Raw genomic sequence first — 24,889 nt, 5'->3', positions numbered from 1 at the left:
ACGACCGCCGGCCGCCGCCCCTCCCCGTGCACCGGAAGGGAGGTAGGGCGCGATGCCCCCCACTCCCCGCAGGCCGCCGACGCACGGAAGGGGCCGTGCCCCGACCCGAGGACCGGCCACCGCGCCCGGCGGAAAGCCGCCCGCAGCCCGCAGCCCCTCAGCTACGAGACGGCGCGGGCCCGGACCGGGCCCCCTTCTTCAGGAACCCCATGTCCTCGTAGACAGGCGTCTGGAACCCGAAGGCACCGGCGTTGACCAGCCCGCTCCGGGCCGCCATGAGCTGCGGCCGCTGATAGAGCGGAATCGATCCTGCGGAGGCCCAGATCCGGGCGTCGGCCTTCCGCACCAGCGCCCGCGCCTCGTCCTCGTCGAGCTCACCGACGGCCTGGTCGAAGAGCTGGTCGACCTGGTCGGTCCCGACCCGCGTGTAGTTCTGCTCGACGTTGAGCGACCCGTCGGCGGCCGGGACCGGCTTGGCGTAGATGGGCCGGGCGTCGGTGGCCGGGAAGGCGGACGCGGGCCACGAGTACAGCGCCATGTCGTACTGCCCGGACGCGATGTGGTCCTTGAAGTAGCTGTCGTCGTCGACCTTGGAGATCTCGGTGCGGATCCCCACCTTCCGCAGCATCCGGGAGATCCGGTCACCCACGGTGCGCAGCGACTGCGACCCGGGCCCCGAGGGCAGCACGAAGCGCAGGGTCAGCGGCTTGCCGTCCTTGGCGAGCGACCCGCCCGCGGCACCCCCGGCACCCCCGGCACCCGCAGGCGCGGCCGTACCCCGCGGAGCGTACGCACCCGGCGCCCCGCCCTGCCGGGGATGCCCATCCCCGTACCGCCTGCCGTCCAGATGCCCGCCGGCCTGCTCGTCCGCGGCCCGCCGCCGCTCGGACCCGGGCTTGTCCGCGTACCCCTGCCCTTCACCCTCCCCCTCACCCTCCCGCTCCCGCTCCCGCTCCCGCTCCCGCTCCCGGTCACCCTCAACCGGAGCGGCCTTGTTGTCCTCCCCGACGATGTAAGTACCGTCGTCCCCCGATCCGTCGCCCCCCGCCCCCTCCTCCTCGGACTGCTTGCCCTCCGCCCCGGCGGCGGGCTTCTTCGTCGCCTTGACCGCCCCGCCGGGCACCCAGCCGGCGTCCGCGAGCAGCGCCTGCGCCTCCGCGGTGTCCTGCCCGCCGAGCGTGCCGCTGCTGTCCGCGTACGCCGGCTGCCCGGAAAGCGCGAGGTGGCTGCCGACCGGTACGGCGGGCAGCCCGAGCGGCTTCAGGACGAGCCGGGCGAGCTCGCGCCGGTCGATGGCGCGGGCGACGGCCCGGCGCACCCGTTCGTCGGCGAGCGGCCCCTCGGAACCGTTCAGGGCGAGCTGGGTGAACGAGGGCTCCAGCGACTTGCGGACGGTGTATCCGCGCAGCACGGTCTGCTGCCCGGCCCACGCGGCGGCGGCCTTGCGCCGCTTCTTCCGGGCGAGGGCCTCCTCGCCGGCGGCCTTCTCGTCGGAGCCGTTCGCGACGGCCCAGGAGTGCAGCGCCCGCCCGGCCGAACCGGGGGCACCGGACCCGCGCGGGACCGTACCGCCACCGCCACCGCCACCGCCACCACCGCCACCGCCACCGCCGCCGGGCCCCGAGGCGGCCGTGATCCGGCGGGCCTCCTCGGGGTCGATGTCCGCGAGGTCCACCCGGCCCGCGGCGAGGGCGTCGGCCCGCTCGTCGCGGGGCACGGTGCGCAGCACGATCTGGGTGAGCTTGCTGGGGCGGCCCCACCAGCGCGGGTTGCGGGTGAGGGTGAGGTCGCCGTCCGCGCGGTCGGCGCCGCCGAGCGCGAAGGGACCCGCGGTGACCTTCAGCTTCCGGCGGGCGCCGTCGTTGAAGGTGTCCGGGGTACCCATGATCTCCTTCGGGTACAGCGGCGAGAACAGCGACTTCCAGTCGGCGTACGGCCTGCCGAAGGTGACCTTGACCTCCAGGTTGCTGGCGCCGCGCTCAATCTTCTGGATGCGGTCGTAGCCGGCGTTGCGGGCGGTCCAGTACGCGGTGTCCTTGCCGGACAGGGCGCGCCACTGGGCGGTGAAGTCGGCGGCGCCGATCTCCCGGCCGTTGCTCCAGACCGCCTGCTGGTTGAGCCGGTAGACCACGACCTGCTTGGGCTCGCGCTCGACGATCCTGGCGGACTCCAGGTAGTCGGCGTTGCGCACCGGGCGGCCCGTGGCGTCGAGCCGGTACAAGGCGGGCAGCACGGCGCCCGCGACCCGCGTGGTCGCCGGGTCCGCGTCGGCCTGGAAGCTGTTCAGGGTCTCCGGCATGCTGTCCACGGCCCAGCGCAGGGTGCCGCCGTCGGCGATCCGGTCGCGCGAGGTGGCCGCGATGTCCTGCCCCGCGACGGGCCTGCTCGCCTCGTCATCGGCGCCGCAGGCGGTGAGCAGGGGCACCGCGAGGGCGCCCGCGGTGAGGAACGAGACCGAGCGCAGCACCGCGCGCAGTCCGACGCCGTCGTGGGACATCACTGCAACCTCCGGGTTCTGCGGGACCGCTCCGCTCGGTTGAACGGCACCGGTTTCTGATCACATTCGGCCCTATATGGAGCTGATCAGATCAATTCACCTGTACTCGCCCACTGAAAGGGAAATGGGTACGGACACCGCGGCGACACGACACACACCCCGGAATGCCCCTCGGAAGACCACCCGGGCGGCCCAACCGCAGGTCGTTCACTCGCGCCCCAAGGGCGCGCAGGGAGCGCCCCCGGCGCTTTCGGAGGGCCGCGATCCGGGAATCCGTGCAGATCCCTTCACACGGGCTTGTGCGACGCGCCACACTCGCAGGCGCATGAACGTTGCCGCCTTGGACAAAGCCGTCCGCGGAAGTGAGGGCAAGTCATGTCCGTGCACGACGACCTGACGTCAGTACAGCGCTGCCTGGACGACCTCGTGCGGTCCGTGGGGCGCCTGGAACAGCGAATCGGCGGCAGCGGTCTTGAGATGCGCCGCGTCCGGGCCGACGCCGACCACCTCCGCGAGAGTGTGGCGCTGCTGCGCGAGACGGCGGGGTCCGGCCCCGCCCCGGGACGCGCGGCGACCGGATCCGCCGGGCCCCCCGAGGACCGGCGCCCCGACCTCGTGCCGATCCCCGACACCCCGTACGACGCCTCCCTGTGGACCGACTCGGACGACGAGGGTCTCGGCGCCCGTGACCGGCACGCCCCCTGACACCCCCACCGGAGTCCGAAGTTGACCACTGGCACGGAACCCACCGGTACGGAATCCCATCCGAACGGCGGCGGCGTACGGACCGGTACGCGCGCCGCGATCGCCGCCCCGCATCTGCGGACCGACCGCTGGTGGCTGGCGCCCGCCGTCACCGCGGCCGGACTGCTCGCCTTCGTCGTGTACTCGACGTGGCGGGCCTTCGCGGACACGAACTACTACGCGGCGCCCTACGTCTCGCCCTTCTACTCGCCCTGTCTGGCCGAACGGTGCGAGACCATGCACGCCGGGCCCAACGCCGACCTCTTCGGGAGCTGGTGGGCCATCTCGCCGGCGGTCATCATCCTGATCTTCCCGCTCGGCTTCCGGCTGACCTGCTACTACTACCGCAAGGCCTACTACCGGGGCTTCTGGGCGTCGCCCCCGGCCTGCGCGGTGGCCGAACCGCACAAGAAGTACTCCGGCGAGACCCGCTTCCCGCTGATCCTTCAGAACATCCACCGGTACTTCTTCTACGCCGCGATCGTCGTCGCCGGCATCCTCACGTACGACACCGTGCTCGCCTTCCGCGACGAGCACTACAACTGGGGCCACATGGGCCTCGGCACCCTGGTGTTCCTGGTCAACATCGTGCTGATCTGGGCGTACACCCTGTCCTGCCACTCCTGCCGGCACATCGTCGGCGGCAGGCTCAAGCACTTCTCCAAGCACCCCGTGCGCTACCGGATGTGGAGCTGGGTGGGCGTGCTCAACGCCCGGCACATGCTGCTCGCCTGGGCGTCGCTGCTGAGCGTCGCGCTCGCCGACTTCTACGTGTACCTGCTCGCGTCCGGCGTCTTCGACGATCCGCGTTTCTTCTGATGAGTGAGGCTCTGAGATGTCCGTGGTCGACCGGCAGGAATGGGACGTCGTCGTGGTCGGCGCGGGAGGCGCCGGACTGCGCGCCGCCATCGAAGCCCGCGAACGCGGCGCCCGCACCGCCGTGATCTGCAAGTCGCTGTTCGGCAAGGCGCACACGGTGATGGCCGAGGGCGGCATCGCCGCCGCCATGGGCAATGTGAACGCCGGCGACAACTGGCAGGTGCACTTCCGCGACACCATGCGCGGCGGCAAGTTCCTCAACCAGTGGCGGATGGCCGAGCTGCACGCGCAGGAGGCACCCGACCGGGTGTGGGAGCTGGAGACGTGGGGCGCCCTGTTCGACCGGACACGGGACGGCCGGATCTCGCAGCGCAACTTCGGCGGCCACGAGTACCCGCGCCTCGCGCACGTCGGCGACCGCACCGGCCTGGAGCTGATCCGCACCCTCCAGCAGAAGATCGTCTCCCTCCAGCAGGAGGACCACCGCGAGACCGGCGACTACGAGTCCCGGCTGAAGGTGTTCCAGGAGTGCACGGTCACCCGGGTGCTCAAGGACACGGCGTCCGACAGCGGCTCCGCCGCGGGGCGGGTCTCCGGGGTCTTCGCGTACGAGCGCGAGTCGGGCCGCTTCTTCGTGCTCGAAGCCCCGTCCGTCGTCATCGCCACCGGCGGCATCGGCAAGTCCTTCAAGGTCACGTCGAACTCGTGGGAGTACACGGGCGACGGGCACGCGCTCGCGCTGCTGGCCGGGGCCCCGCTGCTGAACATGGAGTTCGTGCAGTTCCACCCCACGGGCATGGTCTGGCCGCCGTCGGTCAAGGGCATCCTCGTCACCGAGTCCGTCCGCGGCGACGGCGGGGTGCTGCGCAACTCCGAGGGCAAGCGGTTCATGTTCGACTACATCCCCGACGTCTTCAAGGAGAAGTACGCGCAGTCGGAGGACGAGGGCGACCGCTGGTACGAGGACCCGGACCACAACCGCCGCCCGCCCGAACTGCTCCCCCGCGACGAGGTGGCCCGCGCCATCAACGCCGAGGTCAAGGCGGGCCGCGGCTCCCCGCACGGCGGGGTGTTCCTGGACGTGTCGACGCGGATGCCCGCCGACGTGATCAGGCGCCGGCTGCCGTCGATGTACCACCAGTTCAAGGAGCTCGCCGACGTCGACATCACGGCGGAGGCGATGGAGGTCGGACCCACCTGCCACTACGTGATGGGCGGCGTCGCGGTCGACTCCGACTCGGCGGCGGCCCGCGGTGTGCCGGGGCTGTACGCGGCCGGTGAGGTGGCCGGCGGGATGCACGGCTCCAACCGGCTCGGCGGCAACTCGCTCTCCGACCTGCTGGTCTTCGGGCGCCGCGCGGGGCTGCACGCCGCGCAGTACGCGGCCTCGCTCGGCGGGGCCCGGCCGCCCGTGGACGACGTACAGATCGACACGGCGGCGGCCGAGGCGCTGCGGCCGTTCTCCGCGGAGGGCCCGGAGCCCGGACCCGCGGACGGCCGCCCGCAGGAGAACCCGTACACCCTGCACCAGGAGCTCCAGCAGGCCATGAACGACCTGGTCGGCATCATCCGCCGGGAGGTCGAGATGCGGACCGCGCTGGAGAAACTGGCCGATCTGCGGGTACGGGCCCGCCGGGCGGGCGTCGAGGGCCACCGGCAGTTCAACCCCGGCTGGCACCTCGCCCTCGACCTGCGCAACATGCTGCTGGTCAGCGAGTGCGTGGCGCGGGCCGCCCTGGAGCGCACGGAGTCGCGCGGCGGCCACACCCGCGAGGACCACCCCGCGATGGACCGGGCCTGGCGCCGGCTCAACCTGCTGTGCCGGCTCACCGATCCGACCGGCGGCCTCGCGGCCACCGACCCGGTCCGCGGCCAGATCGAGCTGACCCGCGAGACCACCGAACCCGTCCGCCCCGACCTGCTCGCCCTCTTCGAGAAGGAAGAGCTGGTCAAGTACCTCGCCGAAGAGGAGCTGTACGAGTGAGCAGCTATGAGGCCCGCTTCAAGGTGTGGCGCGGGGACACCGGGGGCGGTGGCCTCGAGGACTTCTCGGTGGAGGTGAACGAGGGCGAGGTCGTCCTCGACATCATCCACCGCCTCCAGGCGACCCAGGCCCCCGACCTGGCGGTGCGCTGGAACTGCAAGGCGGGCAAGTGCGGTTCGTGCTCCGCGGAGATCAACGGCAGACCGCGGCTGATGTGCATGACGCGGATGTCGGTCTTCACCCCCGAGGAGACGATCACCGTCACCCCGCTGCGCGCGTTCCCGGTGGTACGGGATCTGGTGACGGACGTCGGCTTCAACTACACCAAGGCGCGTGAGGTCCCGGCCTTCGTACCGCCGGAGGGTGTCGGACCCGGCGAGTACCGGATGCAGCAGGAGGACGTGGACCGTCCGCAGGAGTTCCGCAAGTGCATCGAGTGCTTCCTGTGCCAGGACACCTGCCATGTCGTCCGTGACCACGAGGAGAACAAACCCGCCTTCGCGGGCCCGCGTTTCCTGATGCGCGTGGCCGAGCTGGACATGCATCCGCTGGACGCGGCGGCCGAGGGCGGCCTGGACCGCAAGCGCACCGCCCAGGACGAGCACGGCCTCGGCTACTGCAACATCACCAAGTGCTGCACGGAGGTCTGCCCCGAGGGGATCAGGATCACGGACAACGCCCTGATCCCGCTGAAGGAGCGGGCCGCCGACCGCAAGTACGACCCGCTGGTGTGGCTCGGCTCGAAGATCCGCCGCCGGTCCTCCTGACCCCGGGCAGGGCCGGGCCCGTCAGCGCACCCAGCCCTCCCGGTACGCCGTCCAGTCGTCCTTCGTCGCCGCGAAGTCCACGTACAGGGCGACGCCGAAACGTTCGCGGTCCGCGTCGGTGCGGGACAGGCCGAGGCGGACGCCGCGCACCCCGGCGGCGGCGGTCTCCGCGTGATTCCAGTGGCCGAACCGGTTCTCGTGGTAGAAGGGCAGCCCCATCAGCAGATCCGTCGAGTCCGGGGTGACTTCGAGCGCAAGCGCGGTCTGCTGGGCCACGTAACCGCCGTAGGTGCTCTGCAAGGGCTGCATGGTGTCGTACGACATGACGGCGATCTGGTCGACGCGGCGGGCGACCTCGCCGAAGAACTCCTGCGACCACCACTTCGGGTGTCCGGCGACCGTGCCCCAGAAGGAGTGGAAGCCCGGCAGCGGGTCGATCTGGTGCGCGGCGACGGACAGTTGCGCGTGCCGTTCCCCGGTGAGGCGGTGCAGCGAGTCGAGCAGGGAGAGGTAGTCGCGGTCCCCCGAGTGCAGGGGCTCCAGGTCGAAGTGGGCGCCCTCGAAGCCCGCGTCCAGGATGGCGCGGGTGGAGCGGACGACGGCGGCCCGGGTCCCGGCACGTTCGAGACGCATGCCGTCCGGGGTCTCGGTCGCCAGTACGTCGCCGAGCCACGCCTGTACCCGGACGCCCGGCAATTCCCGGTGCACGGCCTTCACCAGCCAGCCGGCCTTCGGATAGGCCGACGCGGGCAGGGTGCCGTCGTGCTCCAGCGGGCCCGCGTGCACGTACAGGTCCCGGATGCCGGTCGTCTTCAATTCCCGCGCCAGGGCGGCGACGTCGGCGTCCTTCTTCCGCCCGTCGACCCAGGCGTGCCCGAGCCAGATCGCGTCCCGGCCCCTGGTGTACGTGCCGTCGGCCGGGTCGCCGGTGTAGTTGACGCGCAACGCGATCTCGGCACCGAGGACGGGGAGAACGAGCGCGAGGACGAGGACGTAGGCGGTACGCCGGGTCCAGCGCGCCCAACGTCGCCGCCGGGCCCGCTCCGCCGCCGACTCCGGCACCACTGCCGACTCCGACCTGGCCCCCGCCGCCGACTCCGACTTGCTTGCCGGCACCGACTTGTCCTCCGGCACCACCGCAGACTCCACCGCCGACCCCCGCCCGGCTTCCGGCACCGACTCGGTCTTGGGCTCCGCCGCCGGCACCGACTTGTCCTCCGGCACCACCGCAGACTCCACCGCCGACCCCCGCCCGGCTTCCGGCACCGACTCGGTCTTGGGCTCCGCTGCCGGCTCCGGATCAGGTGCCGGCGTCGGCTCCGGTGTCACGTCCTCCGCGTCCGCCGGTACTGCGCCGTTCTCCGGCACCCGTTCCGTCCGTTCCACTCCCGGATCCCCCTCGCGGCTCGCCCCCGCCCCTGTGGCCGGTGTCGCCACAGGGGACGACGGCTGCCGGGGCTCCGGTTGCGATCTTGGCCGGATCCGGTCCCCGGCGCTCGGGTCAGAACAGGCTGAGCAGAGCCTCCGCCGGGTCCGTGAGCGCCGTACCGCCGTCGGGGAGCGGGAGTTCGAACCACACCGTCTTGCCGCGCGGCGTACGCCGGGAGCCCCACGCCGCGGAGAGCAGGCCGACGAGCTGGAGCCCCCGGCCGCCCTCGTCCGTGTCGCGGGCCCGGCGGCGACGCGGCTGCACCAGACCCGCGTCCCAGACCTCGCACACCAGCGTCCGGTCGAGCAGCAGCCGCAGCCGTATCTCGCCCTCGCCGTACCTGAGCGCGTTCGTCACCAGCTCGCTGACCAGCAGCTCCGCCGTGTCCACCAGCGGTTCCAGGTCCCACGAGAGGAGCTGGCCGCGCGCGTACTCCCGGGCGCGGCCCACGCTGCGCGGCTCCCGCGGCAGCGTCCAGTCGCCGACGGACTCGGCGGGCAGCCCCTGTACACGTGCCAGCAGCAGGGCGATGTCGTCCTCGCCGTGCCGGGTGTTCAGGGTGCTCAGGACGTGGTCGCAGACGTCCTCCAGGGGTGCGGAGGGGTCGGTCAGGGCACCGACGAACGCGTGCAGCCCCTCGTCCAGCGGGTGGTCGCGCGATTCGACGAGTCCGTCCGTGTAGAGCGCGAGGAGTGCTCCCTCCGGCAGTTCGACCTCCACCTCCTCGAACGGTTCGCCGCCGACGCCGAGCGGCATGCCCGGCGGTACGTCGAGCATCAGCGCGGTCTCGCCCGGCTCGACCAGGACCGGCGGCAGATGGCCCGCGTTGGCGAAGGTGCACCGGCGGGTGACGGAGTCGTAGACCGCGTACACGCAGGTGGCGAGGTAGACCTCGGAGAGGTCGGCGTCGCGGGGCTGGCGGGCCGTGCGGGTGGCCTGCTGGACGCCCCCGGGGGTGCCGAGCCCGCGGGCGATCTCGTCGAGCGCCGAGAGGACCTCGGCCGGTTCGAGGTCGAGCAGGGCCAGGGTGCGGACGGCGGTGCGCAGTTCGCCCATCGCGACGGCGGCGCGCAGCCCGCGGCCCATGACGTCGCCGACGACCAGCGCGGTGCGGTGGCCCGGCAGTTCGATGACGTCGAACCAGTCGCCGCCGACCTCGGTGGCCGCGTTGCCCGGGAGGTAGCGGCAGGCGATGTCGAGGCCGGACGCCTCGGGGTCGCCGGGCGGCAGCAGGGACCGCTGGAGGATCAGCGCCCGCTGGTGCTCGCGCCGGTAGAGCCGGGCGTTGTCGATGCAGACGGCGGCACGGGCCGCGAGCTCCACCGCCAGGCCGCGGTCGCGTTCGCCGAACGGCTCGCTGCCCTTGGCGCGGGCGAACTGCACCAGGCCCACGACCGTGTCGTGCGCGACCATCGGCACGGCGAGCGTGGACTGTATCAGGCTGCCCTCCTCGGCCGGCACGGGCTGCGGCCGGCCGGTGCGCAGGGCGTCAGCGCACGGCGAGTTGAACGGGTAGTGGTGGACGGCGCCGACCGCGACGGGCGCGGGGCCGCCGTTGAAGGGCGCGTCGGAGACGGCACTGGAGAAGGCGACGCGGCGGAGTTCGGCGCTGCCGTCGGCCAGTCCCGGCGGGGCCTCGTCGCCCGCCAGGAGCCCCTGGTAGAGGTCGACGGTGGCGAGGTCGCAGAAGCCGGGGACGACGACGTCGAGGAGTTCGCGTGCGGTGGTCTCCAGGTCGAGCGAGTTGCCGATGCGGGCGCCGGCCTCGTTCAGGAGGGCGAGATTGCGCCGTGCGGCGGCGGCCTCGCGGGCGGCGGCGCGGCGGCCGGTGATGTCGGTGCCCAGCCAGGCGATGCCTATGGGCCGGCCCGTGCCGCTGTGCACGCGGTAGAGGTTGATGGACCAGTGCCGGCGTTCGTCGGAGCCCGGGACCTGGCCGGTGACGTGCATCTCCGTGATGGAGTTGCCGGTTTCGAGGACCCGGCGCAGGGTCGCGGCGACCCGCTCGGCCTCCGAGCGCGGCAGGTAGTCGTGGACGCTGTGGCCGCGGTGGTCGTCGACCTTGCCGCCGAACACCGAGGCGAAGCGCTGGTTGGCCCGGCGAATCCGCAGGTCGGTGTCGATGAGCAGGAAGGCGAACGGAGATTGACCGAAAATCGCCTGCGAGGCGGCGAGGTCCGTCTCGATCCGGCGCAGGGTGCGGACGTCCACGACGATGCAGACGGCGGACCGCTCGCCCTGCTCGGTCGTGGTGGGCATCACATAGACCTCGGCGAGCCCGCTCACCCCCTCGCCGCCCTCGTCGGCGGGCGGCACCCGGAAGGGGACCACGCCGGTCCACTCGCGGCCGTCGAGGATCTCGGCCATCTTGCGGTGCCCGCGCTCGCGCCGGTCCGCGGCGACGAACGCCTCGATGGGGTCCGTGCCGACGGCACGCTCGGCGCTGATGCCGAAGAGCCGCTCCGCGCGCGAGCTCCACTGATCGACGAGCCCGTCGGGGCCGACGGAGAACGAGGCGACCTTGATGTAGTCGTACATCGAGCCGGGCGGGCTGCTCTGCCACATCGTGTCACCCGCGGACTCCGCCGTCAGTGCGGTCTCCGCGGGCCCGCGGGGCGCGTCGTCCCCCGTGGCGTCGGCCCTCTCGCCGTCCGACGGGTCATCGGACTCCGTGGCCCTCGCTGGTATCTCGCTCACGCGAACCGTCCCCTCCAGCTCACCGCGTCCGGCACCGGTCACCGGAGGCGGCTGCCCGCAGTATCCAGCACTACGGCGCCGCACGACACGGTGTTCACGATCACAGCACGGTCCCGATGGTTTTAGGACCTGCCGGCACATACTCCCAGTCTTCTAACCAGGTGAGGCGCGCTCGAACCAAAAGCTGCGGACCGTACCACTGGCTGGAATCGATCTCTTCCGCCCCTGTTCACCCCGGTGCACCCGTGCGTACCGGCCGGGTGCCCGCCCCGCGGGGCGGCCATGCCGGTGGGCCGCGAGCCCCTCGCGCCACGTCCGGCCCGCCGGTTCACCCCGGAACCGCCAGTTCGAACCAGACCGTTTTCCCGCACGCGTCGGGCCGCGCTCCCCAGCGCCGCGAGGAGCCGGAGAGCAGTTGAAGGCCCCGGCCGCTCTCCTCGTCCGCGTGCGCGACCCGCTCCCGGGGCAGCTCGGGCAGCGGGTCGGAGACCTCGACCACCAGGGCGTCCGGCATCCCGGCGGGCCGCACGAGCCGTACGCCGATGGGGCCTTCGGCATGCCGCAGGGAGTTGGTCACCAACTCGCTGACCAGCAGGGCGGCGACGTCGCCGAGGATGTCGAGACCCCAGGTGCGCAGTTGGCCGCGGACGCAGGCACGTGCGGTGCGCACGGCGCCCGGATCCGCCGGGAACGTCCACTCGGCGCATTCGCCTTCGGTGTCGAGCACGCCGATCACTTCCCAGGCCAGACCCACACATGTCCGTTTTCATGGGGTTAATGGGCACATACCCGATATCCATGGCGGCTTACCGCACCCATGGGGGCACTCTGGCACGAACGGCGTACAAGGGCGCCGGTCACTGGCACCCGATGCGCCCCGTACGCCCCACGGACCGGAGCCGTACGCCGCCATGGACGATCCGCCGGCCGCGCGGGAGAGGAACGCGGGTCAGAGCAACTGCCCGGCCGCCCGGAGATCGTCGAACAGCAGCTGGTCGACCGGCGGCACCAGCGGCCGGTCCGCGTACGAGAACCAGGCCGTCTCCTCGATCTCGCTGCTCGGCGCGAGTGTCCCCGCGTAGTCCGCGGTGTAGCAGCTCATACGCACCACGGTGCCGGGCGGCAGCCCGGGCACCCCGGCCTCGTACGTGCCCACGTGGACCGCCGTCGCCGCGTCGAGGAGCACGGTCAGCTCCTCCTTGATCTCGCGCAGCAGTGTCCCGAGATCGTTCTCCGCGCCTTCACGCTTGCCGCCGGGGATGTAGAAGACGTCCTTGCCGCGCGGCCGCGCGCAGAGGATCCGGCCGTCCTCGATCCGCACCCAGGCCACCGTGTCGATCAGGCGGCCCGTCACTTCCCGGGATCTCGGACCTTCCGGCTCCCCTGGCTCTTCCGGGTCCCCCTGCTCTCCAGGGCGGCGATCGTCTCGTCGAGCCACTTGCTCTCCTCGGTGGTGGTGGCCCAGACGATACGGCGCATGCCCTGCCGGAACGGATCGGGGGCCCCCTCGGCCCGCACCGGCTCGCCGCCACGGTGGAAGAAGAGGCCCGACGGCCGGTCCGCTCGTCCTGGCCGGCGGCGCCCGGGAGATTCCGGTTCGGGCGCCGGCTCACCGGATCAGAGGGTCCCGCTCTGGCTGATGCGCTCGACCCAGTAGAGCTGCTTGTGCTCCCGGCTGTCGAGGCTGTCCGCGATCTTCTGGGCCTCGGCCCTCGTCGCGTACCTGCCGACTCGGTAGCGATTGCCGTTGTCGTCCTGCCGTATGACGAGCCAGGGGAGAGTCATCGTGCCGTCGTTCATCGCGCCCCTCCTCTGCCCGCCCTCGGCTCGGGTCGCGCCCCGCCCTCCAAGGAAACCGCAATCCGCATATGCCCGAGCGTACGCCTTACCTTCACTCAGCGAATACGGGTCCACACAAAGAGATACGCAATAAGCCATGAGGAAAGGGGGCAACCCAACGGCGCACGGCAGGGAGTGAGCGCCGGGTAGCGCAGGGTATCCGGCGCGCAGTGCGCGAACGGCGCGGAAGGCGGGGCCCGCGGGGGCCCGCAAGAAAGGCCAGATTCCACCGCGCCGCAGGCCGGACCGGTTCAACGGACGGCGAATCGTCCCGCGCTCGACGGGGCGGCGGACGACTTCTGGGGTCTGCCGACGGCGACCGGGACCCCGCGGGCGCGCGCGGCGGCGGTCACTTCACCGGCGGTCGCCGCTCCGCTCCGGCGGTCACTTCACCGGCGGTCGCCGCTCCGCCCCGGCGGTCACTTCACCGGCAAGTGGTACGCCACCCGGTACCGGTCCGCCGGGACGACCACGTCCGCCGTCTCGACCGGGCGCCCCGACGCGAAGTACGTCCGCTGGACGACCAGGACGACATGGCCCGGCACCCCGCCCAGCGCGAGCAGTTCCTCGGCGAGGCCGGGGCGGGCCCCGACCTCCTCCGTCACGTTGTCCACGACCACGTCGATGGCGGCCATGCGCTCGACGACGCCCATACCGCCGAGCGGGCCCTCCTCGGGGAGCATGACGGGCGTGCGGCCGGTCAGGGCGAGCGGCTCCCAGGACGTGGAGAGCATCATCGGCTCGCCCGCGTCCCGGAACACGTACTTCGTGCGCATCACGCGGTCGCCGGGCCGGATGCCGAGCCGCTCGGCGATCGCGCTGCCGGCCTCGGTCTGCTCGCTCTTGGACTCCCAGGTGCCGCGCGCCGAGGCGTCGGCCTGCTCCTGGCGGAACGGGGTGGCGCCGCTGTCGGGGCGGTAGCCGGAGCGGGCGACGCGGCGCGGCACCGGCCGCTCCCGTACATACGTGCCGGAGCCGGAGCGGCCCTCGACCAGCCCTTCGGCCATCAGCACCTTGCGCGCTTCCAGGGCGACGGTGTCCGAGACTCCGTACTCCTCGCGGATGCGGGCCTGGGAGGGGAGGCGGGTGTGCGGTGGCAGCGAACCGTCCACGATCTTCTTGCGGAGATCACCCGCGACACGCAGATACGCCGGCTGCTCACCGAATGTCACTGGCCGCTCCCATCAGGCTGTACAGACAGCAACAGCCTGGCAACCGTATGTTGCGCCATGCAAGCAAAGGCCAGAGAATCACTCGATGTGATGACTTGTACCGGCGAAGGGCTTTACGCAGGCACTTTCTCCCCGCTATAGGCGACGATCACACCTCCAGCTCGCCGCCGTCTCCTCCGTCGCCCTCGCCGCTGCCGCCCTCCTCGTACGTCGGAGGCGTCGTGGCGAGGCCCAGAGCCTTGCGTGCGGTGACCGTCCGGGTGGCGTCGATGTACCCCGCACCCTTGTCGTAGTGGGCGTAGAAGGTGTCCGCGTCGGTCGCCTTCGCGGCCTTCGCCCACTCCTTCTGGCCCGCCTCCAGGTCCTTGACGATGTCGTCCACGGCGCCCGAGGCGTCGGAGCCGAAGGTGTGGTCGCGCAGCAGGCCCGCCTGCTCGGTGAGCGCGTCCGACACCCGGGTCGCCCACTCCTTGTGGCCCGGCAGGTCGTCCTCGACGTACGGCTCCTCGGGGGCCGAGTCCAGCGCCACGTTCAGCACGTGCGCGGCTTCCAGATAGGCGAGCTGGTCCTCGTCGAGCGTGGTCTCGTCATTGCGCAGCGAACCGGTGAGGGACGCCGTCTCGTCGGTGTTCCCGAACATGCAGGTGATCTCGCGGTCGCCGAGGCCCCAGCTCTGCCGGGTGGGCGTGAAGTAGTAGACGTCCACGTCCGCCGGGAGCGCCCAGGAGTCCATGGCGTACTGGTCCTGGAGCGCGTAGCACTTGGTGTCGGCCGTCTCCGTCACCTCGTCGTAGCCGGGGTAGGACCCGCTCGGCAGGGTGAAGCTGGCGAACACCTCGGCGTCGTGCTCGCCGTCGCACGCCACCTTGTCGACGTCGTAGGCCAGGCCCTCCAGCGAGCCGCCCGGCGTGTTGAAGCACTCCCCCTTGTCGACGGTGAAGGTGACGCCGCCCGCGTCGTCCGCCGCCTCGCTGAAGCCCTCCCAGAAGTCGGAGGCGCCGCCCGTCGTCAGGGCCAGCACCCACAGCAGGACACCGATCGACGACATCACGATGCCGCCGATCGCGAAGCCCTTGCCCTGCTCGCCGCGCTTCTTGATCTGCGTCAGCGCGATGATCCCGAGGATCGCCCCGACGGCGGGCAGGAAGCAGAGGATGCCGAGGACGAGCGCGGTGACCGCGAGGCCGTTCGTCGGGGCGGGGCGGTTGTACGGCGAGTAGCCCTGGTTCCAGACCTGGTACGGCTGCTGCGGGTACGGGCCCTGCGGGTAGGGCTGCTGCGGGTAGGGCTGCTGCTGGTACGGGTCCTGCGCGTAGGCGCCCTGCGGGTACGGGCCTTGCGCGTACGGCTGCTGGTGGGGAGCCTGTGGGTACGGCGGCTGCTGGTCCGGCGCCGCCTGCGGGTGGGGCGGCTGCTGCGGACCCTGCGGCTGCTCGGGTCCGGTGGGCGGGGGTATGGACACGAGTACCGTGCTCCTCAACCGAAATGTCTGCGCGACGAACGTACGACTGTCGTACGTTTGGGCGCATCGTAAGCGGGGTGCGGACGGGGGCGGTATGCGGATACCGGATGCGACGGTCCGGGCCGTGAGCGGTCTGACCTCGCGGTGGGCGCGGACGGTGTCCGGTCCGACCGTCTTCTCGGCGGCCGGTGTCTGGCCGCTGCTGGCGTTCCTCGCGACCGCGGCGCAGGGCACGCTCCGGCGGGACCTGCTGGACGCGGTGGGCCTGCCGTCCGGCGAACCGGCCGCCGCGGCACGGCAGTTGATGGCCGCCATGAACGAGTTGCGCGGCGTCGACACGGCCCTCGGCCTGTGGACGCATCGCGACCTTCCCCTGCGCGCGGAGTGGGTCGCCGGGCTCGCGGCCGGCACGCACGGGGTGCTCACCGGGGACCTGCGGGCCGACCGGGCGGCGCTGGACGCGTGGGCGGCGGAGCGCACGGACGGGCTGATCCGGCGGATGCCGGCCGCGCTGACCGACGACACCGAACTGGTCCTGGCCGGGGCCCTCGCCCTGCGCACGCGCTGGCTGCGCCCGTTCCACGAGCACCCGCTCATGCCGGAGACGGGCCCGTGGCGGGGCCGCGAACTGCTCGGCCTGTACCGCAGGAGCACCCTGCTCGACCGTGTCGGCGTGGCGGACACGCCCGAGGGCACCGTCACCGAGCTGAAGGTGCTCGGCGACCAGGGCACCGACGTCCATCTGCTGCTCGGCGAGGAGCGGATGGCACCGGCGCAGGTCCTGTGCGCGGGCCTGGACGTGCTGGCCGGCGGGCACCAGGTCCTGCCGGGCACCCGGCTCCCGTACGGCTCCCCGGGGCCCGGCCTCGAGGTCGTCCGGGAACACAGCGCCACCCCCGATCCCCCGACGCTCGACGTCACGACGGTGGCCTACGACCTGACGGCCGAGCACGATCTGCTGGCGGCCCACCGGGTGTTCGGGCTGACCGCCGCGTTGCACGACCCCGGCGCGGGACAGTTCCCCGGGATCAGCGCCCACTCGCCGGGCATCGGGGCGGCCCGGCAGTCCGCGGTCGCGGCGTTCGGCGCACTGGGCTTCCGCGCCGCCGTGGTGACCGCGATCACGGCCGTCGCCACCGGCGTACCGCTGCTGCGTCATCCGACCACCGAGGTCCGCGCGACCTTCGACCGGCCCTTCGGCTTCCTGGCCCTGCACCGCACCTCACGTCTGGTGCTCGCGGCCGGCTGGGTCACCGACCCGCAGCCGTTCCGCGAGGGCTATCCGGACATACACCTCTAACCTGCGCGTATGACACCCTTGCCGGACCGTTTCTGTCCCGTCGACGGCACGCGCGTCCCGGCCGGCTCGCTCGCCTGGCGCTGCCCGGCCTGCGGCGGCCCGCTCGATCTCGACTTCTCTCCGACGCCCGCGAACCTCAAATCCCTTTCCGGACGGGTCAATTCGCTCTGGCGGTACGCGGAGTGCCTGCCCCTGGCCGCCCCGACGGTGACGCTCGGCGAGGGCCGCACCCCGCTGGTGGAGCTGCGCGAGGGCGTCTTCGCCAAACTCGACTTCCTCACCCCGACCCTGTCCTTCAAGGACCGCGGCGCCGTCCTCCTCACCGAACTGGCCCTGCGTCTCGGCCCCCGCCAGGTGATCGCCGACAGCAGCGGCAACGCGGGCACGGCCGTCGCCGCGTACTGCGCCCGGGCCGCCCTGCCCTGCACGGTGTACGTCCCCACCGGCACCCCGGCCGGGAAGCTGGAGCAGATCGGCGCGCACGGGGCCCGCGTCGAGGTGGTGGACGGCGACCGGGAGGCCGCGGCCGCGACGGCCCGCGAGGCGGCGGACACCCCGGACACCTTCTACGCCTCGCACGTCTTCAACCCGTACTTCCTGCACGGCACCAAGACGCACGTGTACGAGATCTGGGAGGACCTCGGCGGGCGGCTCCCGGACGTCCTGGTCCTGCCCGTCGGCAACGGCACCCTGCTCCTGGGCGCCGCCCTCGCGATCGGCGAACTGCACGCGGCCGGGCTGATCGGCCGGCGGCCCGCCCTGTACGCGGTGCAGTCCGCCGCGGTGGCGCCGCTGGCCGACGCCTGGGCCGCGGGCGCGGACGACCTGACCGGCACGGCCCCCGCCGCCCCCACCTCGGCCGAGGGCATCGCGATCCCCCGCCCGGCCCGGGCCCGGCAGATCCTGCGCGCCGTCCGCGCGACGGGCGGCACCTTCCTGACCGTCACGGACGACCGGATCCGCCACGCCCAGCGCGACCTGGCCTCACAGGGCCTGTACGTCGAACCGACCGGCGCGGCCGCCTGGGCGGCCGTCCGCGAGGGCGCCCTCGGCGAACGCACGGCGGTGGTGCCTCTGTGCGGGACGGGGCTCGCTCGGGGGTGAGGGGGCGGCCGGGGGTGAGGGAGGGAGAGCGCGGCCGGGGATGCGGGGGCGTGACTGGGGATGCCGGGGACGTGACCGGGGGTACGGGAACCCGCGCCCGCCGGGGCGGTGGCGGTGATCGCGGTGATGCGGTGATCGCGGGGGTGGCGGTGGTGGCGGCGCGGGGGCGACCCGTGTGCCGGGCCACCCCGTATCGCGCCGCCCTGTGCCGGGCCGCCCCGTGCCGCGCCGTGCGCTCAGGCGTCGTCGAAGTCCGTCGCCCGGGTGTCCTTCTCCCACGCCGTGATGTCCGCGCGCACCTGGTCGAGGTGGGCCAGGACCGCCGTCACGCCGTCGTCGCCGAGCGGCAGCCGCAGCGGGGTGCGCTCGGAGTCCAGCGCGGCCAGGATCACGGCCGCCGCCTTCGCCGGGTCGCCGGGCTGGGCCCCGTCGCTGCTCCGCACCATCCGGCGGGTGGCGCCCACCGTCGCGTCGTACGCGGATATCTCGTCGCTGATCCCGGCCCGCCCGGTGTCCATCAGCGAGGTGCGGAAGGCGCCCGGCTCGACGATCAGCACCTTGATCCCGAACTCCCTGACCTCGTCGGCGAGCGCCTCGGACATCCCCTCCAGCGCGAACTTCGTACCGCTGTACGCCGCGAAGCCCGCGAAGGACATCTGCCCGCCCATGCTGCTGAGCTGCACGACGGCGCCGGAGCGGCGTGCGCGCATGTGCGGCAGCGCGGCCCGCACCAGCGCGGCGGGGCCGAAGACGTGCACGTCGAAGAGGGAGCGCAGCTCGTCGTCGCTGGTCTCCTCCAGTGCCCCGACATGCGTCCGCCCGGCGCTGTTGACCAGGACGTCGATCCGCCCGTGCCGCGCCACGACGTCCGCGACCACCGCCTCGGCCGCGGCCACGTCCGTGACGTCGAGCGCCAGTGCCTCCGCCCTGCCGGGGTGGGCGGCGACCAGGTCGTCCAGTGCCTCCGCCCTCCGCGCGGCACCGACGACCGTGTCCCCGGCACCGAGCGCCGCCTCGGCGATCGCCCGCCCGAGCCCGCTGCTGGCACCGGTGACCAGCCATACCCTGCTCATGATCTTCCCCCTCCGCCCGCGCGCCGTGCCGTCCACGTGCGCCGCGGCTCCACCCTTGTCTCAAGTCGCACCGCACGTCCACCGCTTATCGAGCGCGCCGGCATAACTGGTCGGCCGAGCCGCCGTCGGCGGTCGGACGATTGCGGCGGTGGTCAGACGGTTTCGTCCAGGAGGCGGCGGTGTTCGGCGGGGAGGGCGAGGCGGGCACCGGCCAGGGCCTCGTCGAGCTGCCGCGGGGTGCTGACCCCGACGATCGGGGTGATGGCCGGCTGCCCGCCGATCAGCCATGCGAGGACGACCTGACCGCGGCTCACACCGAGCTCCGCGGCCACCTTGGTCAGGGCCGCGAGGCGCCGGGTGGTGCCCGGATGGTCGTACGCCTCGGGCAGTTCGCGGGCGGGGTTGTCGTAGAAGCCGTAGAGCAGCGCGGTGTAGACCCACAGGGAGAGGTCCGGATGGCTGTCGACGTAGTCGGTGACCTCCTCGGTGACCCAGCCGAACCGGTGGTCCTCGCCGGGCACCGGCACACCCGGCCGGGGCTGGAGGTAGGAGTGGCGGAGCTGGAGCGCGGTGTATCCGGTCCAGCCGTTCTCCTGGGCGGTCCGCCGGGACCGCTCCACCCGCCACACCGGGTGGTTGGAGCAGCCGAGCCGCCCCACGGTGCCGTCGGCGGCCAGCGCGCCGAACGCCTCCGCGGACTCCTCCAGCGGCACCGAACGGTCCTCCATGTGGGCCCAGTACAGGTCGATCCGGTCGGTGCCGATGCGGCGCAGGCTGCCCTCGGCGGCCGATCTGATCGCGGGTGCCGACAGTCCCTGGCGGTTGGCCGGCCAGTCGCCGGGGCCGACCGGTTCGGCGCCCACCTTGGTGCTGATGTACACCTGGTCGCGCCGGCCCGGACTGCGGGCCAGCCAGCGCCCGAGCACCTCCTCGCTCTTGCCGCCGCGACCGCTCGGATCGTCCCAGAAGGCGTAGCAGTCGGCCGTGTCCAGCATCGTCCCGCCCGCGTCCACGAACCGGTCGAGCAGGTCCATCGACGTGGCGGCGTCCAGCGTGGTGCCGAATTTCATGATTCCCAGCGCGAACTTCACTTCGGGCACGACTCGGTCCTTTACTGAGGGGCTTCACTGCGGGGCTTCACTGCGGGGCTTCACTGCGGGGCTGCATGCGCTGGTGATGCTGGCAGTTGAAGTGCACGCGAGGGCAAGGCCGTACGGGCGTGGATGTCGGACCTGTGCTTGGTCGCCTGCCCGGCCGTCTGTTCGCCTGGTCGCCTGCCCGGCCGTCTGTTCGCCTGGTCGCCTGCCCGGCCGTCTGTTCGCCTGGTCGCCTGCCCGGACGGGGTCAGGTGATCAGCCGCTCGACCGCCTTGAGGGTGCGGCCCGCGCCGTCCTCGGTCGCCATGTGCTGCGCGGCGATCGCGGCGGCTCGCGCGTACGCCTGCCGCTTGACGACGACATCGAATGCGTCGGCGAGCCGTTCCGCGGTGAGGGACCGGAAGGGTATCGGGGCGGTGGCGGCGCCGAGGGCGGCCAGCCGTCCGGCCCAGAACGGCTGGTCGGCGGTGACGGGCACGGCGACCGAGGGCACCCCGGCGCGCAACGCGGCGGCCGACGTACCGGCCCCGGCGTGATGGACCACCGCGGCCACCCTTGGAAACAGCAGCTCGTGCGGTACGTCCGTCATCGGGCTTCCTGGGTGTTGGGGTGGTCGGCTGCGTTCGTCGGGCCGTCCGTGCGTCGGGTCGCGTTGGCGTGTACCGCTCTGCGCAGGTACGCGGCCAGTCCCGGGCGCTGCTGCGACGGCGGTACGACCAGGGCGAAGGCGCGTGCGTCGGCGGCGAAGTCGTCCGCGATGCGCCGGTGCATGCCGGGCGGGCAGGAGGTGAACCAGCGCGAGACGTGCAGGCGGTGTTCCTCGGCGAGGTCCATGACCCGCTCGCCGTCGTACGGTTCCCCCTCGTCGAAGGCGGCGAGCAGTTCCCCGCGCCAGGCCGCGGCCTCGCCCATGAGCTGCCGCCAGTCGTCCTTGGTGTGCGCGGCTGCGCGTGCCATCGACTCCCGCTGCCCCGCCGAGTCCGCCCACCTCAGCTCCGCCTCCGTGGCGTAGCTCAAGTCGAAGGTGATCTCGCCGAACACCTCGAAGCGTTCCCCGGGCGTCAGGGACACCCCGGTCTGCTGCACCTCGATGGCCCGTTCCGCGACCTCGGCCAGCCGTTGCAGCCGGGCGATCTCCTCGCTCAGCCGCCGCTGCCGGGCCCGCAACTGCTCCACGGCGTTCGCCTGCGGGTCCTTCAGGATCGCGGCGATCTCGTCGAGGGTGAAGCCGAGTTCCCGGTAGAAGAGGATCTGCTGGAGCCGGGCCAGGTCGGCGTCGTCGTAGAGCCGGTAACCGGCGTTGCTGCGGCCGCTGGGGGAGAGCAGTCCCGCCTTGTCGTAGTGGTGCAGCGTACGGACCGTCACCCCGGCGAACGCCGAGACCTGGCCAACGGACCGGGTCGCCCCTGCGGCGTGGCTCATCCCTCATCCACCTCCTCTTTCGTCCCGTTCTCCGTACCGTTCCTGGCGGTTCCGCTCCTGACGGTTCCGCTCCTGACGGCTGCGTTCCTGACGGCTGCGTTCCGTCGGCGCCGGCTTGAAGCCTGACGCACGGGGAGGGTCAACCGGGGGCGGCGGCTCGGTCGGCGCCATCAGCTCGGAGCACGGTGGCGAGTGAACGGGACCGTTAAGGTGCGCGGTATGCAGCGCCTCGTACTCTTCGACCTCGACAACACGCTCGTGGACCGGCGGGACACGCTCGCCGCCTGGATCGCGGATTTCGCCGCGCGCCGACGTCTGGGCGCCGACGCGGAACAGGATCTGATGGGGCTGCTCGGTGAACGTGCCTATCCGTCGAGCTTCGAGCAGATCCGCACCCGGTACCGGCTGGCGGACACGGCGGATGACCTGTGGCAGTCCTACCGCGCCGGCATGGCGGCCATGGTGTCGTGCCCGCCCGACGTACTCGACGGCCTGGCCGAACTACGGGCACGGGGCTGGCGTGTCGGAGTCGCCACCAATGGCGCCACGGACATCCAGACGGCCAAGCTTCGGTCCACCGGCATCCGTGCCCGCGTGCACGGCATATGCATCTCCGAAGAAGCCGGTGTACGCAAGCCGGACCCACGGCACTTCGCCCTGGCCGCCGAGCGCTGCGGCGTGATGCCGGCCTCGAACGGCTGGATGATCGGTGACAACCCGGTCAATGACATCGGCGGCGGGCGCGCCGCGGGACTCGGCACCGTCTGGATCGCGGGCGGTGCCCGCTGGCCGGCCGATCTGCCCGCACCCGACCACAGCGTCGAGCGCACCCGCAGCGCCGTCGAGTTGCTTCTCACGGACGGCATCTCAGGACGTACCGCCTGATGGCCACGGTAGGACTGATGCACCCCGGCAGCATGGGTGCCGCGTTCGGTGCCCAACTGGTGGCCCGGGGACACACCGTGCTCTGGTGTCCGAAGGACCGGAGCGATTCCTCCTTCCAGCGCGCCACGCAGGCGGGCCTCGAGGCTGCCGCGCTGCCCGCTCTGCTCGCCCGAGCGGACCTCCTGCTGTCCCTGTGCCCCCCGGACGCGGCGGAGGACGTCGCCGGGCAGGTGGCGGAGCATGGCTTCGACGACAGGACGTACATCGAGGCGAACGCCATCGCTCCGTCGCGGACGCACCGTATCGCCGAACGCCTCCAGGACAGCGTCGTGCTCGACGCCGCCGTGGTCGGTTCGCCGCCGGTGGGCGGCAAGTTCCCGACGCTGTACCTGTCGGGGCCGGCCCGGCCCGCGACCGAGGCCGAGGAACTCTTCGCGGGCACCGACGTACGAACACGCTTCCTCGGTACGGACATCGGCAAGGCCTCGGCGCTCAAGCTCGCGTACTCCAGCTATCAGAAGGTCTCCCGGGTCCTGGCCGCAGTGGCGTACGCGGCTGCCGACACGCACGGGGTGGCCGGGGAACTGCTGGAGATCGCGGCCGGACGCAGTCGCAGTTACCTCGTGGAGACCGACTACATCCCGAAGACGGCTGCCCGCGCCTGGCGCTGGGGCCCGGAACTGGCCGATGCCTCGGTCCTGCTGGCCGAAGCCGGGCTGCCGGACTCCGTCACGCGCGCGGCCGTCGAGACGCTGGCCCGGTGGGACGGCGACAAGGACGCGCCGCTGGACGTCACGGAAGCCCTGTCCGCCTTGCGGGGAGAGCGAGCGCCGGACGGCCAACGGTGAGCGGGCCCGTACCGCGGTCGTCGCGCCCTGTGCTCAGGCGGAAGGCGGCGAGGCACACACGACGGTGTCGATCCGCTTCGCCGCTTCGCGAGGCGCTGTCCCGTCCGTGTCCACGCGCAGCTCCCACCGAGCGTACGGATGAGCCGCGAGATCGACTCGTGTGGCGTCCCAGGCGTGCAGCCGATCCTCGGTGTCGGTGTCGCCACGCAAAGGTGAGCGCCGGGCGGTGGTCTCCCTCGAACACCACAGCAGGATGCGCGTCCAGTGCGCCGGAAAGCGAGCCGTGACCTGCTCCACGCCGGCCATCTGACCGAGGTGGACGACGGGGACCCGGCCACCGTCCATCGCCTGCTCCAGGCCGGGCCGGTCGACGACATAGATGTTGCCGTACCGGTCATTGCGGTAGACGACGTCTCCGGCCGCCTCCAGACCGGCCAGCTGCGCGGGAGTGCTCATCCGGTAACCCGCCGTCCGGCCTTTCCCGATCTTGAGTCGGGTGAACGGGACGTAGCGCGGATCGAGTTCGGTGAGAGCGGCGGTGACCGTGTCCTTGCCCGAGGCCGGTGGACCGTACATCAGGATGCCGCGCGGGGGTCGGTCCGGCAGGCCGGCCGTCACCGGACCACCGCTCCGAAGACCTGGCGTACCTGGTCCGTGAGCGATATGGCGGCACCCAGGCGGTTGTCGACGACCATGTGCGGTACGACGGGTCGCAGGTCAACGTCGATGACGGCAGCGTACGCGTCCCAGTTCTGGAGCTTCCAGCTGTCCCGGGCGGCGGACCGGAAGCCGATGTACTCGTGCATGGTGTCGATGTCGCACAGCATCCACACCACGGCGACGGTGACTCCGCGTGCTTCGCACCGGTTGATCAGGCGGCGCATCCAGCCCGGGTCGGTGGCCTCGGACAGGAAGGGCGCCGTCAGCACGGTGCTGATCGCACAGTCGACGTTCGCGTACGCGGTCTCCAGCAAGCACTGGTATTCCAGCGGGCGGACCTTCTCCCGGTACAGGTCGGTGTGCCGGTCGTTGGGCTCGCTGCCCATCTCGACGAGGAGGCGCTCCACGAGCGGCCGGGTGATCGGGTCCTTGTCGAGCACGGGCCAGCCGGTGAGCCGGGAGACGAAGCGCGCGAACTCCGATTTACCGCTGCCCGCATAGCCTCCGACCATCATCAGCGTCGGCCGGTTCGGATCACCGCCGGTGTGCCGACGCTTCCAGGCATCGAGGATCCGCTGCTGGAGCCCGGGGCCGTCGGCCTCGTCCGTCCCGGGCGCGAGCTGTTGCAGCGCACGCTCGACGGCCAGCACATGTGCCCCGTTGTGCGGCTCGTCCGACTCGGTGAACGACAGCCGTGTCGCCTCGCCGGGAAGCGGGGTGCGAAACCCGAGGTCCGGTTCGGTGGCGCGGTAGAGCAGACAGTAGGCCCGACGGTAGTGCGGACCGGGATACACCTCCCCCTGCTCGTGCTGCCACAGCGTCTGGAAGTTGGCCGCGGGCACGGCGAGTCCGGCGGCAGCGGCGACCTCACGCAGCCGCTCGCCCGCGCCTTCGAGCGTCAGGCCGTGCGCCTCTCGCTGCTCCTTGAGCTTCTCGGGCCGCCACCCGGGACGGTTTCTGCCCACGTCTCTTACCGCCTGCTCCCCTGTGGTCATGATCCAAAGGCTAAGTCTGCCGCCCATGAGCTCGTGTGTAAGCGGAAGTTGAAAAGACAGGTCACTCCCCGATGAAGAGCAACCGAAACGGCTCG

The 24,889-nt window shown here is 72.2% G+C and carries 22 protein-coding genes and 1 pseudogene; 8 read left to right on the top strand and 15 right to left on the bottom strand.

What is annotated here, in order from left to right; genetic code table 11:
* Positions 1-157 precede the first annotated feature (157 nt).
* Positions 158-2,497: an ABC transporter family substrate-binding protein gene (locus tag ACFV6E_RS12385; protein ID WP_385460980.1), complete on the bottom strand. Its 2,340-nt coding sequence runs from the start codon at positions 2,495-2,497 to the stop codon at positions 158-160.
* 375 nt (positions 2,498-2,872) lie between these two features.
* Here ACFV6E_RS12385 and ACFV6E_RS12380 point away from each other — a divergent pair, with 375 nt between their 5' ends.
* The 4 genes from ACFV6E_RS12380 to ACFV6E_RS12365 are packed head-to-tail and all read left to right on the top strand — an operon-like array spanning position 2,873 to position 6,811.
* Positions 2,873-3,202, top strand: coding sequence for a hypothetical protein (locus tag ACFV6E_RS12380; protein ID WP_385163189.1), 330 nt, complete (start codon positions 2,873-2,875; stop codon positions 3,200-3,202).
* A gap of 21 nt (positions 3,203-3,223) precedes the next feature.
* Positions 3,224-4,060 (top strand): hypothetical protein, encoded by an 837-nt coding sequence (locus tag ACFV6E_RS12375; RefSeq protein WP_385460977.1) that lies wholly within the window; start codon positions 3,224-3,226, stop codon positions 4,058-4,060.
* 16 nt (positions 4,061-4,076) lie between these two features.
* On the top strand, positions 4,077-6,044 hold the full coding sequence (locus tag ACFV6E_RS12370; protein ID WP_385460974.1) for a fumarate reductase/succinate dehydrogenase flavoprotein subunit: 1,968 nt from the start codon (positions 4,077-4,079) through the stop codon (positions 6,042-6,044).
* Positions 6,041-6,811 carry a succinate dehydrogenase/fumarate reductase iron-sulfur subunit gene (locus ACFV6E_RS12365; protein ID WP_385163183.1) on the top strand — a complete coding sequence of 257 codons (771 nt, stop codon included), beginning with the start codon at positions 6,041-6,043 and terminating at the stop codon, positions 6,809-6,811. The genes ACFV6E_RS12370 and ACFV6E_RS12365 overlap by 4 nt, the downstream gene beginning before the upstream one ends.
* A 21-nt stretch (positions 6,812-6,832) precedes the next feature.
* Here ACFV6E_RS12365 and ACFV6E_RS12360 read toward each other — a convergent pair whose 3' ends face one another.
* The 8 genes from ACFV6E_RS12360 to ACFV6E_RS12325 form a co-directional block, all read right to left on the bottom strand.
* Positions 6,833-7,876 (bottom strand): hypothetical protein, encoded by a 1,044-nt coding sequence (locus tag ACFV6E_RS12360; protein ID WP_385461034.1) that lies wholly within the window; start codon positions 7,874-7,876, stop codon positions 6,833-6,835.
* A gap of 436 nt (positions 7,877-8,312) precedes the next feature.
* Positions 8,313-10,937, bottom strand: coding sequence for a SpoIIE family protein phosphatase (locus ACFV6E_RS12355; RefSeq protein WP_385163181.1), 2,625 nt, complete (start codon positions 10,935-10,937; stop codon positions 8,313-8,315).
* A gap of 328 nt (positions 10,938-11,265) precedes the next feature.
* Complete coding sequence (locus tag ACFV6E_RS12350) at positions 11,266-11,673, bottom strand: ATP-binding protein (RefSeq protein WP_385163262.1); 408 nt, start codon at positions 11,671-11,673, stop codon at positions 11,266-11,268.
* 213 nt (positions 11,674-11,886) lie between these two features.
* Positions 11,887-12,291 (bottom strand): NUDIX domain-containing protein, encoded by a 405-nt coding sequence (locus ACFV6E_RS12345; protein ID WP_385163179.1) that lies wholly within the window; start codon positions 12,289-12,291, stop codon positions 11,887-11,889.
* Positions 12,288-12,416, bottom strand: a complete 129-nt coding sequence (locus tag ACFV6E_RS12340; RefSeq protein ID WP_385163177.1) for a hypothetical protein — start codon at positions 12,414-12,416, stop codon at positions 12,288-12,290. The genes ACFV6E_RS12345 and ACFV6E_RS12340 overlap by 4 nt, the downstream gene beginning before the upstream one ends.
* A gap of 138 nt (positions 12,417-12,554) precedes the next feature.
* A complete protein-coding gene (locus ACFV6E_RS12335) occupies positions 12,555-12,737 on the bottom strand; it encodes an SPOR domain-containing protein (protein ID WP_385163175.1) in 183 nt (60 codons plus the stop codon).
* Positions 12,738-13,195: 458 nt separating this feature from the next.
* Complete coding sequence (locus tag ACFV6E_RS12330) at positions 13,196-13,948, bottom strand: GntR family transcriptional regulator (RefSeq protein ID WP_385163173.1); 753 nt, start codon at positions 13,946-13,948, stop codon at positions 13,196-13,198.
* Between the two features lie 148 nt (positions 13,949-14,096).
* Entirely contained in the window at positions 14,097-15,410 is a 1,314-nt protein-coding gene (locus ACFV6E_RS12325) for a DUF4190 domain-containing protein (RefSeq protein WP_385460972.1), read from the bottom strand.
* A gap of 94 nt (positions 15,411-15,504) precedes the next feature.
* Between ACFV6E_RS12325 and ACFV6E_RS12320 the strand changes: the two genes are divergently transcribed.
* Both ACFV6E_RS12320 and ACFV6E_RS12315 read left to right on the top strand, forming a co-directional pair.
* Positions 15,505-16,710: a serpin family protein gene (locus ACFV6E_RS12320; RefSeq protein WP_385460969.1), complete on the top strand. Its 1,206-nt coding sequence runs from the start codon at positions 15,505-15,507 to the stop codon at positions 16,708-16,710.
* Between the two features lie 9 nt (positions 16,711-16,719).
* Positions 16,720-17,814: a pyridoxal-phosphate dependent enzyme gene (locus ACFV6E_RS12315; RefSeq protein WP_385460966.1), complete on the top strand. Its 1,095-nt coding sequence runs from the start codon at positions 16,720-16,722 to the stop codon at positions 17,812-17,814.
* A 236-nt stretch (positions 17,815-18,050) separates the two neighbouring features.
* On the opposite strand, the gene ACFV6E_RS12310 is transcribed toward ACFV6E_RS12315, so the two are convergent.
* The 4 genes and pseudogenes from ACFV6E_RS12310 to ACFV6E_RS12295 form a co-directional block, all read right to left on the bottom strand.
* Positions 18,051-18,887, bottom strand: coding sequence for an oxidoreductase (locus tag ACFV6E_RS12310; protein ID WP_385163165.1), 837 nt, complete (start codon positions 18,885-18,887; stop codon positions 18,051-18,053).
* 152 nt (positions 18,888-19,039) lie between these two features.
* Entirely contained in the window at positions 19,040-19,987 is a 948-nt protein-coding gene (locus tag ACFV6E_RS12305) for an aldo/keto reductase (RefSeq protein ID WP_385163163.1), read from the bottom strand.
* Between the two features lie 244 nt (positions 19,988-20,231).
* A pseudogene (locus ACFV6E_RS12300) lies at positions 20,232-20,567 on the bottom strand (glycosyltransferase); the annotation flags it as partial.
* A 2-nt stretch (positions 20,568-20,569) separates the two neighbouring features.
* On the bottom strand, positions 20,570-21,406 hold the full coding sequence (locus ACFV6E_RS12295) for a MerR family transcriptional regulator (protein ID WP_385460963.1): 837 nt from the start codon (positions 21,404-21,406) through the stop codon (positions 20,570-20,572).
* 219 nt (positions 21,407-21,625) lie between these two features.
* On the opposite strand from ACFV6E_RS12295, the gene ACFV6E_RS12290 reads away from it, so the two are divergent.
* Both ACFV6E_RS12290 and ACFV6E_RS12285 read left to right on the top strand, forming a co-directional pair.
* Entirely contained in the window at positions 21,626-22,291 is a 666-nt protein-coding gene (locus ACFV6E_RS12290; RefSeq protein ID WP_385460960.1) for an HAD family hydrolase, read from the top strand.
* A complete protein-coding gene (locus tag ACFV6E_RS12285) occupies positions 22,291-23,139 on the top strand; it encodes a DUF1932 domain-containing protein (protein WP_385460957.1) in 849 nt (282 codons plus the stop codon). Before ACFV6E_RS12290 ends, ACFV6E_RS12285 begins: the two co-directional genes overlap by 1 nt.
* Before the next feature lie 33 nt (positions 23,140-23,172).
* On the opposite strand, the gene ACFV6E_RS12280 is transcribed toward ACFV6E_RS12285, so the two are convergent.
* Together ACFV6E_RS12280 and ACFV6E_RS12275 are read right to left on the bottom strand one after the other, a co-directional pair.
* A complete protein-coding gene (locus tag ACFV6E_RS12280; protein ID WP_385460954.1) occupies positions 23,173-23,757 on the bottom strand; it encodes a guanylate kinase in 585 nt (194 codons plus the stop codon).
* Positions 23,754-24,794, bottom strand: a complete 1,041-nt coding sequence (locus tag ACFV6E_RS12275) for an AAA family ATPase (RefSeq protein ID WP_385460951.1) — start codon at positions 24,792-24,794, stop codon at positions 23,754-23,756. Before ACFV6E_RS12275 ends, ACFV6E_RS12280 begins: the two co-directional genes overlap by 4 nt.
* Between the last annotated feature and the right edge of the window lie 95 nt (positions 24,795-24,889).

This window comes from Streptomyces sp. NPDC059785 (assembly GCF_042732375.1).
Classification (GTDB): domain Bacteria; phylum Actinomycetota; class Actinomycetes; order Streptomycetales; family Streptomycetaceae; genus Streptomyces.
This window is presented reverse-complemented; position numbering and strand designations above follow the sequence as displayed.